17 protein-coding genes are annotated in these 16,117 nt (G+C 66.2%); 4 read left to right on the top strand and 13 right to left on the bottom strand.

All coding sequences use genetic code 11. The features are described from left to right. Window positions 1–127 precede the first annotated feature (127 nt). Window positions 128–826, bottom strand: a complete 699-nt coding sequence (locus tag AC1Q64_RS03640; protein WP_492250503.1) for a class I SAM-dependent methyltransferase — start codon at window positions 824–826, stop codon at window positions 128–130. 144 nt (window positions 827–970) lie between these two features. On the opposite strand from AC1Q64_RS03640, the gene AC1Q64_RS03635 reads away from it, so the two are divergent. The 3 genes from AC1Q64_RS03635 to AC1Q64_RS03625 all read left to right on the top strand — a co-directional run bounded on the left by AC1Q64_RS03635 (window position 971) and on the right by AC1Q64_RS03625 (window position 2,510). Continuing rightward, a complete protein-coding gene (locus AC1Q64_RS03635; protein WP_121942515.1) occupies window positions 971–1,852 on the top strand; it encodes a LysR family transcriptional regulator in 882 nt (293 codons plus the stop codon). Window positions 1,853–1,965: 113 nt separating this feature from the next. Next, window positions 1,966–2,214, top strand: a complete 249-nt coding sequence (locus AC1Q64_RS03630; RefSeq protein ID WP_056747101.1) for a DUF2805 domain-containing protein — start codon at window positions 1,966–1,968, stop codon at window positions 2,212–2,214. Between the two features lie 128 nt (window positions 2,215–2,342). Further along, a complete protein-coding gene (locus AC1Q64_RS03625) occupies window positions 2,343–2,510 on the top strand; it encodes a hypothetical protein (protein ID WP_156401044.1) in 168 nt (55 codons plus the stop codon). 43 nt (window positions 2,511–2,553) lie between these two features. Here the strand turns inward: AC1Q64_RS03625 and AC1Q64_RS03620 are convergent, their stop codons facing one another. The 8 genes from AC1Q64_RS03620 to AC1Q64_RS03585 form a co-directional block, all read right to left on the bottom strand. After that, a complete protein-coding gene (locus AC1Q64_RS03620; protein WP_492250502.1) occupies window positions 2,554–3,579 on the bottom strand; it encodes a phosphotransferase enzyme family protein in 1,026 nt (341 codons plus the stop codon). A gap of 134 nt (window positions 3,580–3,713) precedes the next feature. Continuing rightward, the gene (locus AC1Q64_RS03615) at window positions 3,714–4,451 is read right to left on the bottom strand and encodes an SDR family NAD(P)-dependent oxidoreductase (RefSeq protein WP_492250501.1); all 738 of its coding nucleotides are present in this window, start codon (window positions 4,449–4,451) and stop codon (window positions 3,714–3,716) included. Window positions 4,452–4,498: 47 nt separating this feature from the next. Continuing rightward, a complete protein-coding gene (locus AC1Q64_RS03610) occupies window positions 4,499–6,061 on the bottom strand; it encodes a cryptochrome/photolyase family protein (RefSeq protein ID WP_492250500.1) in 1,563 nt (520 codons plus the stop codon). Next, a complete protein-coding gene (locus AC1Q64_RS03605) occupies window positions 6,058–7,374 on the bottom strand; it encodes a DASH family cryptochrome (protein ID WP_492250499.1) in 1,317 nt (438 codons plus the stop codon). Before AC1Q64_RS03605 ends, AC1Q64_RS03610 begins: the two co-directional genes overlap by 4 nt. Beyond that, a complete protein-coding gene (locus AC1Q64_RS03600) occupies window positions 7,371–7,544 on the bottom strand; it encodes a DUF2256 domain-containing protein (protein WP_492250498.1) in 174 nt (57 codons plus the stop codon). Before AC1Q64_RS03600 ends, AC1Q64_RS03605 begins: the two co-directional genes overlap by 4 nt. Before the next feature lie 3 nt (window positions 7,545–7,547). Next, window positions 7,548–9,119 (bottom strand): FAD-binding domain-containing protein, encoded by a 1,572-nt coding sequence (locus AC1Q64_RS03595; RefSeq protein WP_492250497.1) that lies wholly within the window; start codon window positions 9,117–9,119, stop codon window positions 7,548–7,550. A gap of 23 nt (window positions 9,120–9,142) precedes the next feature. Next, a complete protein-coding gene (locus tag AC1Q64_RS03590; RefSeq protein ID WP_492250496.1) occupies window positions 9,143–10,150 on the bottom strand; it encodes an NAD(P)/FAD-dependent oxidoreductase in 1,008 nt (335 codons plus the stop codon). Window positions 10,151–10,161: 11 nt separating this feature from the next. Continuing rightward, window positions 10,162–10,728 carry a lipocalin family protein gene (locus tag AC1Q64_RS03585; RefSeq protein WP_291439060.1) on the bottom strand — a complete coding sequence of 189 codons (567 nt, stop codon included), beginning with the start codon at window positions 10,726–10,728 and terminating at the stop codon, window positions 10,162–10,164. A 111-nt stretch (window positions 10,729–10,839) separates the two neighbouring features. On the opposite strand from AC1Q64_RS03585, the gene AC1Q64_RS03580 reads away from it, so the two are divergent. Beyond that, window positions 10,840–11,082: a glutaredoxin domain-containing protein gene (locus AC1Q64_RS03580; RefSeq protein WP_055400446.1), complete on the top strand. Its 243-nt coding sequence runs from the start codon at window positions 10,840–10,842 to the stop codon at window positions 11,080–11,082. Between the two features lie 12 nt (window positions 11,083–11,094). On the opposite strand, the gene AC1Q64_RS03575 is transcribed toward AC1Q64_RS03580, so the two are convergent. From AC1Q64_RS03575 to AC1Q64_RS03560, 4 genes are all read right to left on the bottom strand, one after another. Then, the gene (locus AC1Q64_RS03575; protein ID WP_492250495.1) at window positions 11,095–11,562 is read right to left on the bottom strand and encodes a DM13 domain-containing protein; all 468 of its coding nucleotides are present in this window, start codon (window positions 11,560–11,562) and stop codon (window positions 11,095–11,097) included. A gap of 41 nt (window positions 11,563–11,603) precedes the next feature. Beyond that, complete coding sequence (locus AC1Q64_RS03570) at window positions 11,604–12,470, bottom strand: alpha/beta fold hydrolase (protein WP_492250494.1); 867 nt, start codon at window positions 12,468–12,470, stop codon at window positions 11,604–11,606. 175 nt (window positions 12,471–12,645) lie between these two features. Then, window positions 12,646–13,812, bottom strand: a complete 1,167-nt coding sequence (locus AC1Q64_RS03565; RefSeq protein WP_492250493.1) for an ABC transporter substrate-binding protein — start codon at window positions 13,810–13,812, stop codon at window positions 12,646–12,648. A 101-nt stretch (window positions 13,813–13,913) separates the two neighbouring features. Continuing rightward, entirely contained in the window at window positions 13,914–16,070 is a 2,157-nt protein-coding gene (locus AC1Q64_RS03560) for a D-(-)-3-hydroxybutyrate oligomer hydrolase (protein WP_492250492.1), read from the bottom strand. Window positions 16,071–16,117 lie beyond the last annotated feature (47 nt).

Here is a 16,117-nt window from a genome sequence, read left to right as displayed (position 1 = left end):
CGAATATCTGGGGACCCTTCTGCGGCGCATGGGATGAACGCAGGGGACCAACAACACATCCGTGGGCAAGGCTCCGCCCGGCGGCCTTGTAAAGCCGCCAGCCTGTATTGAAGTGGGTGGGTAAAACTCAGCCCGGTTTGCGGGCCACGATGAAGGCGCGGATGTCCTTGCCGCGAGTGCCGTGCCGCTCGGTGCATACGATTTGCAGGCCCTGCTGCACCATGGCCGAGCGGAGCCGCTGTTCGTCAAAGGACAGCACCGGCGGGGCCTTGCCGATGGCGCGCATCAGGGGCACGGCCAGGTAGGGGATCAGCGGGTTCATCTCTGCGATGCAGGCGGTCTTGGAGATCAGCAGCCCACCCGGGCGCAGCACCTTCACCAGCTGCCTGAGCGCGTCGTCCAGATCGCTCATCAGGTGCAGCACATTGAAAGCCAGCACCGCGTCGTACACCTCTGGCCCTGGGGCCATGGCCTCTGCGTCGGCCACGGCGAAGCGTAGGGCTGCTGACGGTTGCGCGGCCAGCCGCTGGTGGGCGATGGCGATCATCTGCGACGACACATCGGTGGCCAGCAGGCTGCGGGTGAATGGCGCCAGCCGCAGCGCCGTGCTGCCGGTGCCGCAGCCAATCTCCAGCACGTCATGCTGGGGCGACAGCAGGCCTTGCACGCGCTGCAAGGTGGCCTCGTACCCTGCCAGGTCGGCAATGGGGTCGGCGGCGTACTTGGGTGCAATGCGGTCCCAGAAGCGCGCTTTGGCGGACGCAGCCGGCGGGGTGGCGGCGGAGGGCAATGCGCGGGAGGCGGGAGCAATGGCAGAAGACGACATGGTGTGCAGACCGGGTGAAGTGCTGAAGCAGCGAGGTACAGAGGCAGTTTGTGGAGGTAGGTCCAATGAGCAACACCCAGATGCTATCCATGCATTGAAGCTCAGGAAACTGCGGTAAATTGCAGTGAACATATACGTTTACGCATGGATAACCTCGACTGGAACCAACTGAAGGCTTTTTTGCAAACGGCGCAGACCGGCTCGCTGTCGGCCGCCGCGCGCAAGCTGGGCCTCACCCAGCCCACACTGAGCCGGCAGGTGGCGGCCATTGAGCAGCAGATGGGCGTGACGCTGTTTGAGCGCGTGGGCAAATCCATGGTGCTCACGCCCACCGGGCTGGACCTGCTGGAACACGCCCGTGCCATGGGCACTGCTGCAGAGGCCCTGGGCCTGGCCGCCAGCGGGCGGTCGCAGGCGGTGGGGGGCGTGGTGTCGGTGTCAGCCACCGATGTAGTGGCGACGCACTTGCTGCCCCCGATCCTGCAACGCCTGCGGGCACAGGAGCCAGGCATTGCCGTGGAAGTCATCGCCTCCAACGCGCTGAGCGACCTGCTGCGCCGCGAGGCCGACATTGCCATCCGCCACGTTCAGCCCGAGCAGCCCGAGCTGATCGCCCGCCTGGTGCGTGAGGCCCGGGCATGCTTTTACGCGTCGGAGAGCTGGGTGCAGGCCCACGGCCACCCCCGCAGCGCGGAGGACGCTGTGAATGCGGAGTTTGTGGGTTCAGACCGCAACGGCCAGTACCTTGCGTATCTGCGTCAGTACGGTTTGAGCCTGAGCGAAGACAACTTCACCTGCTACGCCGACCACACCGCGGCCCACTGGGCGCTGGTGCGCCAGGGCATGGGCATTGGCGCCATGATGGACGAGATCGCCCGCGAAACGCCGGGCATCGTCCGCGTGCTGGACGATGTGGCGCCGGTGCGTTTTCCCGTCTGGCTGGTGTCGCACCGCGAGCTGCGCACATCGCGGCGGATTCGGGTGGTGTTTGAGGCGCTGGCCGAGGGGCTGGCGTTAGATCGCTGAACGCACGCACCAAGGGGTCGGGGAGGGCTTGCGTGGCAAGGGTGAAAGGGCCACCGCAGCGCAAGGTGAAAGCAGGCGCACTAACCTCGCGCCACCACCTGAACACTCTGACCATGACCACACCGCGCGCCGCCGACTTGCCGAGCACCCACCCGAGCGCGCCGCTGGACGCCGCCACCGTGGGCGAGATCATCCAGATGGCGCTGAGCGACCACGTGAGCTTTGCGCAGATCCGCGCCGTCCATGGTCTGCACCACGATCAAGTCAAGGTGCTGATGCGCACGCACCTGGCGCCGGGCAGCTACAGGGCGTGGCGCAAGCGGGTGAGGGAGTTTGGGGAGCGCCGGGAGAACTACAAGTAGGCGGTGGGCAAGCGCTGCTCAGCACCCGTTCAGCACCGGTTCAGCCTGGCACCGGCAACATGGCGGCAAGGGTCAAGGCGGCATCTGACCCCGCCCCTTCTCCACCTTTAGCCGCTGCAGGAGTCACCATGAACACCGACCTCAAGAACTTTGTGCTCCCCATCGCCCGGACCGTGTCCGCCACGCTGTTTTTTGTGTTCAGCGTGGCCTTTCTCTCGGTCCCGTACAGCCTGGAGCAAGACCCCAGCGATGCGCAGCAACTGACGCACCCAGTGGCCCCACGCCACATGACCTGAGCCTGGGTGCCAGCGCAACGCATCAGGGCTCAGTGCAGGCCCATCAAGCGGGCAAATCCAGGCGGGCCCAGGCGGCCATCACATCCGGCTGCTTCTTGATCCAGTCGGCAGACATCATGTTGGCGCCCCAGTGGTGGATGCGCGCCACGCCCTCCCCCATGTTCCACAGGTGCCGCAATTGCACGAAGAGCGGCAGGGCGGCGAGGTCAGCATCGGTGACATGGCCGCCGCCTGCGCGGTAGCCAGCCAGGTACTGCTGCCAGCGCTTGAGCAAGGCTTCGTCTGGCTCCATGGGTGCCTTGCGCGGCAGGTTCGACCACAGCCATACACACAGGTCATAAGCCAGGAACCCCGGCCCGGCGTCGTCAAAGTCGAAGAAGGCGGCGCGGCGCACACCCTCGGCATCGGTGCACACATGGTTGTTGAAGCCATGGGTGTCGCCGTGGCACATCACACGGGTCAAGGTGCTTTCAACATCCGCCAGCTCACCCAGAAGGCGGTGGATCAGTTCGCGGTAGGCATCCAGCACGGTGGGGGCCAGCTCGGGATGGGCGGCAAGGTACTCCAGCGTGCGGCCCGCCAGATGGTGGCCGTCAAGTACGTAGAGGCTTGCGGGGCCGGTGTAGCTTTGCGCGGCGCTGTGAATCTGGGCCAGCGTGGCGCCGGTCAGGTGCAGGTCTTCGGGGGTATCGGGCACAGCGCCTTCGCAGTGGCGGAACAGGACCAGCACACGAGGGCCCTCCGGGAACGGCAGGGTCACGCTGGTCGTGCCGTTCACAGCCAACACCGGAGAGGCCACACCCACGCCCTGCGCTTCCAGATGTGCCAACAATGCCAGCTCAAAATCCACGTTGAACGGACCGCGCGGTCGGATGGCACAGAGCCTTGCCACGTAACGGCTGCCGTCCGCTGTTCGCACAGCGTAGTTGTCATTGAGGTTGCGGCGGATCAGGTAGCACTGCTGCACGGGCAGGCCGTAGTGGCGCTCTACCCACTGCGCCACAGACGCGGCTGCGGCCGTGGTGTGGGAGGCAACCAGTGTTGTGTCGGGCGATGGGGTTGAATGCATGCGGCATTCTGCATGCAAGCCATACGACGGATGCGCACGCACAGTGGCACATGGCGTGCCTTTGAGCAAATGGCCCGCCAGCGCTTACTGCTGGTACGCAAGCAGTATCAAAACCATAGCACCGCGCGCCACGCTTACCAGGGGAGTGGCGCGCCACTGTAGGCGTAGAAGCTGCCCGTCTCCTCGGGTGCGAGCGCATCCATCACCCGCAGCATGTCGCCCGCCGCATCCGCCGCCGGGCGGCCTATTTCTGCGCCATTGAAAGGGGCCGACAACGCCGAGTTGACGGTGCCTGGGTGCAGCGCCACCAGCACGGCCTGCGGGTGGGTGCGCGCTACTTCGATGGACGCCGTTTTGACCAGCATGTTGAGCGCGGCCTTGCTGGCGCGGTAGCTGTACCAGCCGCCCAGGCGGTTGTCGCCAATGCTGCCCACCTTGGCCGAGAGCACCGCCAGCAGGCCGCGCCCTTGCTTGGGCAGCAGCGGTGCAAAGTGGGCCAGCACCAGCGCGGGGCCAAAGGTGTTGGTGCGGAAGGTGGCCTCCATCTGCGCGTAGTTCAACTGGCCCAGGCGCTTTTCAGGCAGGCCGTGGGGACCATGCAGCATGCCAGCGGCGTGGATGATGCAGTGCCACGGCCCCTGGGCCTTGAGCTGGTGGGCGGCGGCGGCGATGGTGGCCTCGTCGTCCAAATCGACCGCCGGGTGGGTGTGGCGGCCTAGTCCCACGGCCAAGGCGCAGCGCGGATCGGCCTGCAGGTGGGCGAGGAAGGCACTGCCGATGGCGCCGGTGGAGCCGATGACCAGGGCGCGGTAGCCATCAGGCAGCGAACGCAAAGAAGTGAACGGCGTTGCGGTGGGTTGTGCTTGAGACATGGCGCGGTCCTGCGGTGAGGGTCTCGTGGTGTGGTTCGGCAAGCGGGCTACAGCGCATCCAGCCGCGTGCGCAGGCTCGCCGCATGCTCGCGCAGCGCATCGAGCTGCGGGCCCTGCATCTTCTGCAACTGGCGGAACACCATGCCAAGGCGAAAGTTGTTGCCCAGCGTGCTCTCGTTGCGCGCAAAAAAATCCCAGTACAGCGCGTTGTACGGGCAGGCCCGCTCACCCACTTTTTGCTTCTTGTCGTAGTGACAGCCGCTGCAGTAGTCGCTCATGCGATCGATGTAGGCAGCGCTGCTCACATAGGGTTTGGTAGCGAGCAGGCCGCCGTCGGCAAACTGGCTCATGCCCACGGTGTTGGGCACTTCCACCCATTCAAAGGCATCGATATACACGCCCAGGTACCAGCGATGCACGGCAGCGGGGTCGAGCCCCGCCAGCAGCGCAAAGTTGCCGATGACCATGAGGCGCTGGATGTGGTGGGCATACGCATGCTCCAGCGACTGGCCCACTGCGTGCTGCATGCAGCGCATGCGGGTGTTGCCCGTCCAGAACCATTCGGGCAGCGAGGTGCTGTGGCCCAGGGCGTTGCGCTCGTCGTAGCCGGGCATGTGGGCCCAGTAGATGCCGCGCACATATTCGCGCCAGCCAAGGATCTGGCGGACAAAGCCCTCCACCGCTGGCAGGGGCGCTGTGCCTGCGTGGTACGCGGCTTGGGCGCGTTGCACTACCTCGTGCGGGCGCAGCATTTTGGTATTGAGCGCAAAAGACAGCAGGGAGTGAAAGAGCCGCGCGCTCTTGGTGCTCATGGCATCTTCGTAAGCGCCAAAGTCGGGCAGCGTGGTGGTGATGAAATGGTCCAGCCACGCCAGTGCCTCAGCCCTGTTGAGGGGCCAGCGCAATGCATGTGCCTGCGGGTTGCCAAAGCTTTGCACGCCTGCGGCCTGGATGGTGGCCCACAGTGCGCTGTGGTCGTGCGTGGGGCGGGCATCGGGCGGCAGCACGGGTGTGCCGGGCCAGGGCTTGCGGTTGTCGTGGTCGTAGTTCCACTGCCCACCTTCGGGCTCACCCGCTGCGTCGATCAGCACGCTGTGGCGCTGGCGCATGCGGCGGTAGAAATGCTCCATCAGCCACTGCTTGCGGCCTAGGAACACCTCGGCCATTTCGGTGCGGGTGGTATAGAAGTGTTCGCTGCTGACGGCCTGCACGGCAAAGGCTTGCTCGGCACCCCAGGTGCGCAGTTGCTCGTCCAGCCGCCATTCGTCGGGGTGCTGGTATTGCAGCGTCTGCGCTCCGTAGTGGGCCATGAGGGCGGCCAGGTTGTCGGGCATCGACTGGCGGTTGCTGGCGTCGTCAATCGCCACGTAGCGCACGCGGTGCCCCGCCTCGCGCAGGTGGCGGGCCAGGTCGCGCATGGCGGCAAAGATGGCGAGGATCTTTTGCGCGTGGTGCAGCACATAGTCGGTCTCTTGCCGCACTTCCATCAGCACGTAGACCACGCCTTCGTCCGGCCTGGCAAACCAAGAATGCTCGGGGTTGAGCTGGTCGCCCAGCAGCAGGCGCAGCGTGTGGGCGCGCTGTGGGGTGGGGGGTTTTGGCGTGGTCATGCCGTGCCCCATAGGCGGCGGTAGCTGCCGTCGGCATCGTGGTCTTGCGCCTGCTTGATGGGGTTGAAGCGGCGGCCTCCGCGCGGGTCGGTGCCGCGCCCGGCAATGTAGAGCCAGTTGGCCTGGTTGCTGTACACGTCGTAGTCCACCAGTTGCGATTCAAACCATGCAGCGCCTGCGCGCCAGTCGCTGTGCAGGTCGTAGATCAAGTAGCTGGCCACCACCTGGCGCAATCGGTTGCTGAGGTAACCAGTGGCGGCCAGCTCGCGCATGGCGGCATCGACCAGCGGCTGGCCGGTATCGCCCCGACACCAGCGTTCAAAGCCGCGCGGGTTGTGTGTGGCGGGCGGTAGTTCTGACAGGCCGCGCGCCCGGTACAGCGCTGCGCCGTATTGCAGGTGCAGCAGCCGGAAGTAGTCGCGCCACAGCAACTCAAACCACAGCCAATAGCTGCCATCGTTCGCGCCTTGGTCGCGCTCAAAGGCTTTCAAGTCGGCATAGACCTGGCGCGGAGACAGCGCACCCGTGGCCAGCCAGGGCGAGAACTTGCTGGAGTAGTCCAGCCCCGTGAGCCCGTTGCGCGTGTCCTTGTAGCTGTGGGGCAACTTGCGGGCCAGGTACTGCGCCAGGTGGGCCAGCGCAGCGGCCTCGCTGCCATCACACGCAGGCGTGCCGTAGGGGAAGGACGAGCGGGCATCGCTGCCATGCGGCGGCGCGGGTTGCAGGATGGCTGCGGCGGCCTGCTCTGCGCCCACTGCCTGCAGCACGGAGGCAGGTACATCGGGCGGCGGCGGCAGTTTGGTGGGTGCGGGCAATGGCGCGGCGGGAGTGATGCCCGCGCTCTCGACCTTCTGCCGAAAGCTGGTGAACACACCGGGCAGCTGGTCCACCGGCCACGGCATGCGCGCCGGGGGCAGCAGGCTGCTGTGCCACACGGTGCGCACCTGCAAGCCAGCGGCGCGCAGTGCGGCCACCTCGGCCTGCTCGTAGGGGGCGGCAATGTCTTCGCACACCACGGTGGTGGCACCCACGGCCTGGGCGAGTTGGGGCAAGGCGGTGGCAGGCGGGGCCTGGCAGATGAGCAGTGGGTTGCCCAGCGCGCTCGTTTGTTGATGCAGCCCGCGCAGCGCAGCGGCGGTGAAGGCGCGGCGGTGCGCGCCCACGCGGGCAAAGCCGCACGGCGTGGATTCATCAGGCGCAGGCAAGCACACCACGGGTAGCAGGTGCGTGGCACCGCCGGTGAGGGCTGAACGCAGCGCGGGTTGGTCGTGCAGGCGCAGGTCTTTACGAAACCAGAACAGCACGGTGCTCATACGACGCCCTCCCCTGCGGCCTTGTCGGTGCGTTTGCGTTCGCTGCGGCAGCGGTCGGAGCAGTACTTCACCTCGTCCCACACCTTCTCCCACTTCTTGCGCCAGGTGAAGGGCAGGCCGCAGTGTTGGCAGGTCTTTTGCGGCAGGTCGGTTTTTTTGCGCATGCGCATGGTTCAAAAGTCCAGGGTTTGCTGCTGGGGGTGCTGGGCGGCGTTGAGTGCGCGGACCCGGGCGCGCGCCTGGGGGCCGCCTCCATCGCGAAACTGGCGGGAGCCGTGCTTTTCCACAATCGCAGCCTGGGCGGCGCGCACGGCCGGCTGGGCGCGCAGGCCGTGCACGCGGGCCTTGGCCGTGCGGGTGGCGGTGTCCAGGTCTACCAGGGGCACGGCAATGTCGTGGCCCACGCGCACGCCGCAGCGGGCCTGCACATCGGGCGGCATGCGCCAGGGCTCCAGCAGCCAGGCATCGGGCACGCGGTGCAAGGCGGGCAGCCACTGGCGCACAAAGTGGCCGTGGGGGTCGTGGTCTTGCGCCTGCTTGATGGGGTTGTAGACGCGGGTGGTGTTGATACCGGTGGTGCCCGCCTGCATTTGCATCTGGCTCCAGTGGATGCCGGGCTCGTAATCGAGAAACTGGCGGGCCAGCCATTCGCCCACGGGCCGCCAGTGCAGCCACAGCGGGTACGAAGCCACCGACACCAGCATGGCGCGCATGCGGAAGTTGATCCATCCCGTCTCGCGCAGCATCGCCACGCAGGCATCCACCATGGGCCAGCCGGTGCGCCCGGCCACCAGGGCCTCGAAGTAGGCAGGGCTCCATTCCGCTTCGCGCAAGCCGTTGTAGCCCCGGTGCAGGTTGTGGTGCTCTAGCGCGGGCTCGGATTCAAGCTTTTGGATGAAATGGCAGTGCCAGTGCAGGCGGCTTATGAAGGCGGTGAGGCCCTTGCGCTGCCACGCGGCTCCAGGCTCGGTGCTGGATTTGAGTTGTTGCTGGCGGCGCTGGGTGGCCTGCACCACCTCGCGCATGCCCAGGCAACCCAATGCCAGGTAGGGCGACAGGCGCGAGCAGGCGCTGGGCGCTGTCAGCGGCGACGAGATGCCGCCCCGGTAGCCCTGGCTGCGCTCCGCCAAAAAGTCTTGCAGCACGCGCAGGCCTTCTTTGCGCCCCCCGCGCTGGCGCTGGGGTGGGTCGTGCGCGGGCAGGCCCAGCTCAGCACCACTGGGCCAGGGCTGTGCAGGCCACGGCAACGTACGGGCCTGCAAGAGATCAGGCCCGGGGGCGAGCACCACCGGTGCGTGCATATGGGCCTGCCAGTGTCCCTGCCAATCATCGCGTGAGCGCAGGCGGCGCACCACGCCGTGCTGCGGCCATTCGCGCCATGCCACGCCCTGCGTGCGGCACCACCGGCCCACGGCCAAGTCGCGGGAATAGGTGTGGGCGTTGCCGGTTTCTTCGTGCGCCACCAGGGTTTGGAACGGGGCCAGTGCATGCAGGCGGGCCAGCACATCCACTACCTCGCCCACGGCCACCTGCAGCGTGGCGCCGCGCCGTTGCAGGGCCTGGGCCAGATCGTGCAGGCTTTCTTGCAGAAATTGGTAGTGCTGCAGGGCGGCATCAGGCTGCGCCCAGAGGCTGGGCTCGATGACATACAGACACAGCACCGGGCCCTGGGCGGCGGCGTGCTGCAGCGGGGCGTGGTCGTGCACACGCAAGTCGCGCTTGAACCAGACCACGGTGTAGCTCATGGCACAAACTCAGTGCGCACAGATCAGGCGGCTGCGACCTGCCGCGCCAGTGCCAGGCCGCTGAGCCAGGCGCCCTCGACCTTGCCGCCATTCAGCCAGTCACCACACAGCCCCAGGCGGGTATTGGCGTCCCACCAGCAGCCCAAGGTCAGTGCGGGTGCGGTATCCGCATAGCGCCAGCGGTGCGCTGTGGCAGCCAGGGGTATGGGGCCGCCCAGGGCCGCAAAGGCGGCGAGCAATGCAGCGGTCACGCTGTCTGCACTGTCTTCGATATGCGCCTCACTCCACTCGGCACTGGCGTGCAGAAGCCACGTTTCTGGCCCAGTACGGCCAGGCTTGCTGCTATCGCGCGCCACCCAGCGCAGCGGGCCAGTGTTGATGAAGGCGCCGTCCCACGGCAAGGCCACAGGCGAGGCATAACGCAACATGACGGCCCAGCTGCCTCGCATGCGGGCGCTGCCTGCCACCGCAGCGCCGGCGGGGGACACCCGGGTCAACAGCGGCGCCACCTGAGGCGCGGGCACAGCCAGCAGCACATCGCTGTAGCGCTGCTCATGCAGACCCTGCTCTGCGGAGGTGATGGCCCATCCTTCGGGGTGCCGCTCCAGCCGCTGCACGGTGGTCTGCCACTGGGTGTGGGCGCGCTCACCGGCCTGCGCCAGGCCCTGCACCAGCCAAGCAGCGGGCGATGTCATGCGCGGTGTACCCACAAAACGCTCAAGGGGCGTATGCGGGGTGGTCCAGCCAGTGCCGTCAAAACTCGCCAGGCGTGCGCCCCATGGGGCGGCCACACCGGCCTGCTGCCAACGGGCGACTTCTGAGCGAAAAGCGGCGTCACGTGCGGTGAAATACTGCGCGCCGTGGTCGCACTGCCAGGTTCCGTTTTCGTCCTCCGCGCGCCGGGTGCTCATGCGGCCCGACGGCCCCCGGCTCTTGTCGAAAACATGCACCGTATGTCCCGCCTGCAGCAGCGCCTGCGCACACGACAGGCCCGCCAGACCTGCACCGATGACGGCGACGGGTTGTGACATCGTCAAAACGCTCATGGCTGCGGGTCGGTGCGTTCTTGGGTTACCCAGATCAGCGCCTGGGTATCGATGCCCAGTGCCTGCGCGCGGGCCAAAAGTTGCTCGCGCACAGCAAGCTGCAGCTGCTTCGTCCGCGACAGGATCCAGGAGTAGCTGCGGTCTGGCCCCACCACCAGGGCCCATTGGTAGTCCGCATCCAGCGCTGCTACGTGGTAGCCGCCATAGAACGGGCCAAAGAACGACACCTTGAGTGACGCAGTGTTCGTATCGCCCGTGAACAGGGCCTTGCCCTCCGCCTGGCGCCAGTCGTTCTTGCCCGTATCAAAACCGCGATTGAGCACACGCACGCTGCCATCTGCCTGGCGCTGGTAGGTGGCGCTCACGTCCGTCATGCCGCGCTCGAAAGAATGGTCGAGCCGCGCCACCTCGTACCAGCGGCCCTCGTAGCGCGCGAGGTCAAACGGGGTGACCGGGGTGATGCCCTCGGGCGGGCGAGTGGACGAGCAACCACTCAAGGCGAGCAACGCCAAGGCCAACCCGAGCCAGGCGCAGCGGCGGAAGCAGGATAGAAAGAAGGGCATAAATTACCAATTAGTCACAAAACAAACCAATTGGTATTCTGCCACCACCAGCGCAGTTGTGGCGAAAGCCCGGCAGGCGCGGGTGCCATGGCCCGCCCGTAAACTCAGCCCATGACTTTTCAAATCACCGTTTACTCCAAATCCGCCTGCCCTCAATGCGACTCGGCCAAGAAGCTGCTGCAGTCGCGCTCGTTGCCTTTTGAGGAAATCAAGATCGACGACGAGGCCGAGCGCCTGGCGTTTTACGCCAAGTGCGGGCCATCGGTGCGACAGATGCCGCAGATCTTCATCAACAACCAGCGCGTGGGCGGGCTGGCCGGGCTGCAGGCGGCGCTGGCGCAAATCGGCCAGTGACACCTGCTTTGGCTATTGGTACTTCGCGGCGGTGATGAACTCGCTGAAGGTCTCACACCACACGATCACGGTGTTGAATTTCGCTGGATCCACGCCCTGCGGCACCGGGACGATGAAGTTGTTGAACGTTTTCACATCCCCCACGCGCAGCATTTGTGGCTTGAGGCGCTTGAAGTCGGCCTCGGACTCCACAAACTCTGGCGACAGATAGAGCTTGTAGTCTGGCCCCGGTGCCAGCTTGCCCGCCAGGCTGATGGCTTGCGGGCCAATGGAGACCTCGCCATCGCCCCAGTGCAGGGCGTCGCTGTCCTTCAGGTCGCGGCGAAAGGTGGCCTTCCATTGCGCCGTGGGCGTGCTTGCCTGAACCTCCTGCAGCGTGGGAGATGCCGGGGCAATCAGGATAGGCAACCAGTACACACCCGCGGCAAACCCCAAGGCCAGGGTGAGCAGATGCGAGGCGATCAACAAGAACGGTTTCATGGCGGTAGGCAACAGTTAGAGCCAATGTACCGCCAGTCGCGTCACCCCGCCCGAGCCAAAAACCCGTCTACCAGTGCGTAATGCTCGGGCACATTCAGTGCTGGCGCATGGCCGCAACCAGGCACCTCGACCACCTGGGCCAGCCCCCGGGCACCCGGGCCGCGCGTGAGCATTTCGGCGGTGACATCGGGGAGCACCAGGTCAGACTCCGCCCCGCGCAGGCACAGCACCGGAATGCTGAGCGCGTCGTAGTGGTCCCAGATCAGGTAGTCATTGGCATGGTGCGTGAACTGCTGCACCATGGCGGGGTCGTAGTGCGGCGTCACACGTCCGTCGGCAAGGCGGCGCGTGCTGCTCTCGGTCAGCAGACGCCACTGCGCGTCGCTCAGCCAGCCGTAAGGCTTGTAGACCTGCCTGAAGAACGCTTCCAGCTCCATCACCGTATCGAACGCGGGTGGGTGGCCCGCGTAGGCCTTGATGCGCTCCAGCGCGGCATCGGCCAAGCGCGGTGCGTTGTCGTTGAGCAGCAGGCTGGTGATGCGGCCCTTGAGCTGCGGCTCGAACAGACCCGATGCGCACACCGTGCCAATGGCTCCACCCATCGACGTGCCCACCCAGTGCGCTTTCTCGATCCCCAACTGGTCAAACAGGCTGGCCGCAATGCGCGCGTAGAACGACAGGCGGTACTCGTCCTGCGGCGCGCGCGCCCACTGGCTCAGGCCCCGGCCCAGGGTGTCGGGGCAGATCACGCGGTAGCGCGGTGCCAGGTGCGCGGCCAGCTCGTCCATGTCGCGCCCGGTGCGCGCAAGACCATGCCATGCAATCACCACGGGCGCGTCACGCGCACCCCACTCCATGTAGTGGATTTCATAGCCAGCACAGGTGGCGTAGCGCGATAACGGAGTCATGGTGGACAACCTTGTGAGTCGGTGGAGGAATACAGGCTGCGTACATAACAACCTGAGGACGGGTAGCGGCTCACAAAACTCAGCGAAGCGGTCCTGGCTAGGCGTTGCGTCGCAGACAGTACTGAAAGTACGGCAAGACGCAACAACGACGCCAGGAGAGTTTTTTGAGCCGCGCTCATTTCATGAGGCGGCCGTTGCTGCCGATGACGGTAACCTCGACATAGCGCGAGCCGATGCGGTTGGTGGGCGAATAGCCCAGCGTGATGCCTCCGAGGTCATAGCTTTGCAATGACTCCAGCGCCTTCACCACCTTGGCGCGTGTGGGCGCAGGCCCGGCGCGGCGCAGGGCCTCGACAAGCACCTTGGCGCCGAGGAACTGCTCGAAGCTGGTGTAGTTGACCTCGGCGTCGGGTGCGTACTTTTTCAGCAACGTCTGGTACTCGCGCACCACGGGCAGTTGCGGGCGGTAGGGGTACGGCACCACCTGACTGATGCCCAGGCCGTGGGCGTTCTTGAGGCCGGCGAGCTTGACCAGCTCCGTCGGGTCCACCACCGAAATGTTGTACAGCTGCGCGCCGCCGCCCTGCTCGCGGTAGCGCTGGATGAATGCCGCCGCAGGCTTGTTTACCGCAATCATGATGACCGCATGCACATCGGCGGCCTTGATGGCCTTGACGGCCTCATCGACCTTGTCGGTATTGCGCTCATAGCCCGCAGACACCACGAGCTTGAGGCCACGCTTGGCAAGCGCCGCCTCAACGCCCGCCAGGCCCGCCTTGCCAAAACCATCGTCCTGGTACATCACGGCCACGCGGTTCATGCCCAGGGTAGTCAGCTGCTGCACCATGTGCTCGGTTTCGTCCACATACCCCGCACGCACATGAAAGATCCAGGGGTTGAACGGGCTGCGCAACGACTCGCCACCGGTGTAAGGCGCCACCAGCGCGGCGCCGCCCTGCTCCAGCACACCATCGGACAGCAGCTGGGTGATGTTGGCCGTGCCAGCAAAGCCATACAGCACCACCACCTCGGGCTTGGCCAGCAGCTCGCGGGTGCGGGCCACCGTGTCTGCCACCTTGTAGCCATCGTCGGACACAGCCTGGCGGATGCTGGCGCCATGCACGCCGCCCTGTGCATTGACCCAGTCAAAATAAATCTTGCCGCCCAGCACCATCTGCGCGCCGGTGCTGGCGAGTACGCCAGACAGCGGGGCCACCTGCCCCACCACCACCTCGGCAGCCCTCGCTGGCACCGAGACGCCTGCGGCCAGTGCCACCATCAGCGCGCCACTCAACCTCAGGGCGGCCGACGCGCGGCGTGCCCAACTCTTCACAGTGTTCATTGGTTCCATCCTTGTGATGACTGCGCCTTGAATGGCCCGGGGGCCTGGCACCAGCGGTGCACGGGCCTCCGGGCTTCCATGTAGGTCGTTCGGCGTCTTGGTCAGTCGGGGATGGAAATGGCGCCCGCCGTGATGGCAATGGCGTTGGCGGCAGCGGGTGTGGCGGCCAGCGGCGGCACGTTGGCGGCGGTGATGGCCGGGGCGCTGCCCGGTGTGCCGCCACGTGGAACCGTGCGCACCACCTGGCTGGCGGGCAGCGCTTTGCCGTTGGCGAGGTGGTCGTACACGGCATCCAGCGCGTGGTTCAGGTACACATGCAGCGGTACGTAGCGGCTGTCATAACCCGGCAGCACGGCGGGCAAGCCGATGAAGCTGTCGAAGTGCTGCGCGTTGGCCACTTCCACATAGCTGAGCTTGCTGGCGGCGCCTTCGACCTTCTTGTTCAGCGCAGCGTAGGGGCGCGACGTATGACTCACCGGCAGCAGTGCATCGGCACGGCCATGCACGATCACAGCGGGTTTGCCGCGCAGGTTGCCGTTGCGGCGGGTTTCGTCCACACCGGCCTGCAGCTTCTTGGCGGCAGCGTCGTTGCCCGTGACGAGGTTGCGCAGGCACAGCGCACCGCTCAAGTTCCAGTCGGCCAGGCCAGCGTCCGACACCGACAGGAAGTCGCGTGCCGGGCCCAGCTTGCCCAGGTTGTTGACCAGATTGATGCCGCCCGATGGAGGCACGCCGTTGCCCGTGGCAAACATGCCAGCGAGCGCTGCGGGTGCCAGTGATGTCACCCCGCCCGTAGCCGCCGTAGCAGCGTAGCTGAAGCCGCACAGGTGGTCCTTGACGCTGGCGCGCGACAGGCTGTTGGCGAAGGTGACGGCGACCGCCGGAGCAACTTCAAAGGCAGCCAGCGATGCATGCAGGTCGTTGGACTCCGGCTCCCAGCCGTAGGCCCGCAGCTTTTGCAGAGCCTCTTCGGCTTGTGTGGCCGTGGTGGAGGCTGTGAGCAGGCCTGCCGTCTTGAGCGAGGCGCAGCGATTGGGCGCAATGGGCAGGGCCGCACTGCCAAAGCCTGCGGCAAAGGCGGCCGCATAGGGGCTGGTGCTGACCGACGGCGCCAGCGATGCGCAGGCCTGGTACAGGTTGGCGTAGGTCGTGAAGTCCACCAGCGTCTTACCCGTGACGGCCACATCGGCGCTGCCACGGCGCACCGTGACGCCTGGGTTGGCGGGCATCTCGATGGCGGGCTCGGACACGGCCACGCCGCTGATCAGGCCCTGCGTATCCAGCTCTGCAGCAGCAATGGCGGAACCGCCACCGTTGGAGATGCTGGACGCAATCACGATGGTGTTGGCCGGAGTCAGCGTCTTGAGGCGCTGGCCCGCTGCATCGGTGGCGCCATAGCGCTGGTTGAGCACGTAGTAGCCAAACTCCACCGCCTGCAGGGTGGTGGTGCCCCAGTCCTTCTCGGCGTTCTGGCCCGAGTGCGCGTGCTTGAAGGCAAAGCGGTTGGGTGTGGCGGTATTGAAGTCCGCCAGCTCTGTGGCGGTAAGCCCTGAATTGAAGGCCGCCGCCTTGCCCGCTGCCGTGGCCGTGGCGCGGGTGCCGTCGATCAGCGGCACGGTGTCGTTCTGCAGATCGTGCGGTGCGCCGCCCGTGCCCTTGTCAGAGTAAGCCACGGCGCAGCCCTTCTTCAGGCCCCACTCGCCGGTGGAGATGCCGCCGTACACACCGCGCGACCCCGAAGCCGTGGCGGTGATCATGCAAGGCTTCTTGGGGTCGAAGCTGGCAGGCACCTGCACCATGAGGGTGACGTTCTTGCGGCCTGTGCCGTCATCAGCAAACGCGATGTACTCAGTGCCTGCCACCTTGCCTTCGCCGGTGGTGACCTTGCCCTGCGCATCCACATTGGGGCCGTAGAGCGTGCCGTAGCCGCCGGCCGCCGTCATGTCGAGCATGGCGCGGTAGTTGGTGTGAATGGCCGTGCGGCGCAGCTCGGCTGCGGTGGGTTTGAGCGGGTCGGCATAGGCCGGTGGCACCGCGGCTGCCAGGCCTGTGGCGCCCAGACCAGCCGTGAGCAGGTCGTTGCTGGTGCCGTCGTACGTAGCCTCACTGATCGCGCCCAGGTAGGCGGGCTTGGTGTTGAGTGCGGTGCTGTCGCCGTCACTGCCGCCGCAGGCGGCCAGCACGGCCGCAGCCAGCACGGCCGGAACGAACGGACTAGAAAAGGGACGAAAACGCGGGTTCTTCATGCTCATCTTCATGTGCTTGTCTCCTGGAGTTTCTTCTTTGCGTCTTGTTGCACAGCTCA

This window comes from Acidovorax sp. GW835-FHT14G06 (assembly GCF_058793595.1).
The sequence above is the reverse complement of the archived record's forward strand: the minus strand, read 5'-3'. Positions and strand labels throughout refer to the sequence as shown.

Bases quoted from the DNA above. Each gene is read 5' to 3' on its own strand.
- AC1Q64_RS03565 (WP_492250493.1), bottom strand. From the start codon at position 13,812: ATGAACACTGTGAAGAGTTGGGCACGCCGCGCGTCGGCCGCCCTGAGG.
- AC1Q64_RS03595 (WP_492250497.1), bottom strand. From the start codon at position 9,119: ATGAGCTACACCGTGGTCTGGTTCAAGCGCGACTTGCGTGTGCACGAC.
- AC1Q64_RS03620 (WP_492250502.1), bottom strand. From the start codon at position 3,579: ATGCATTCAACCCCATCGCCCGACACAACACTGGTTGCCTCCCACACC.
- AC1Q64_RS03600 (WP_492250498.1), bottom strand. From the start codon at position 7,544: ATGCGCATGCGCAAAAAAACCGACCTGCCGCAAAAGACCTGCCAACAC.
- AC1Q64_RS03630 (WP_056747101.1), top strand. From the start codon at position 1,966: ATGACCACACCGCGCGCCGCCGACTTGCCGAGCACCCACCCGAGCGCG.
- AC1Q64_RS03585 (WP_291439060.1), bottom strand. From the start codon at position 10,728: ATGCCCTTCTTTCTATCCTGCTTCCGCCGCTGCGCCTGGCTCGGGTTG.
- AC1Q64_RS03590 (WP_492250496.1), bottom strand. From the start codon at position 10,150: ATGTCACAACCCGTCGCCGTCATCGGTGCAGGTCTGGCGGGCCTGTCG.
- AC1Q64_RS03605 (WP_492250499.1), bottom strand. From the start codon at position 7,374: ATGAGCACCGTGCTGTTCTGGTTTCGTAAAGACCTGCGCCTGCACGAC.
- AC1Q64_RS03635 (WP_121942515.1), top strand. From the start codon at position 971: ATGGATAACCTCGACTGGAACCAACTGAAGGCTTTTTTGCAAACGGCG.
- AC1Q64_RS03580 (WP_055400446.1), top strand. From the start codon at position 10,840: ATGACTTTTCAAATCACCGTTTACTCCAAATCCGCCTGCCCTCAATGC.
- AC1Q64_RS03560 (WP_492250492.1), bottom strand. From the start codon at position 16,070: ATGAAGATGAGCATGAAGAACCCGCGTTTTCGTCCCTTTTCTAGTCCG.
- AC1Q64_RS03615 (WP_492250501.1), bottom strand. From the start codon at position 4,451: ATGTCTCAAGCACAACCCACCGCAACGCCGTTCACTTCTTTGCGTTCG.
- AC1Q64_RS03610 (WP_492250500.1), bottom strand. From the start codon at position 6,061: ATGACCACGCCAAAACCCCCCACCCCACAGCGCGCCCACACGCTGCGC.
- AC1Q64_RS03640 (WP_492250503.1), bottom strand. From the start codon at position 826: ATGTCGTCTTCTGCCATTGCTCCCGCCTCCCGCGCATTGCCCTCCGCC.
- AC1Q64_RS03570 (WP_492250494.1), bottom strand. From the start codon at position 12,470: ATGACTCCGTTATCGCGCTACGCCACCTGTGCTGGCTATGAAATCCAC.
- AC1Q64_RS03625 (WP_156401044.1), top strand. From the start codon at position 2,343: ATGAACACCGACCTCAAGAACTTTGTGCTCCCCATCGCCCGGACCGTG.
- AC1Q64_RS03575 (WP_492250495.1), bottom strand. From the start codon at position 11,562: ATGAAACCGTTCTTGTTGATCGCCTCGCATCTGCTCACCCTGGCCTTG.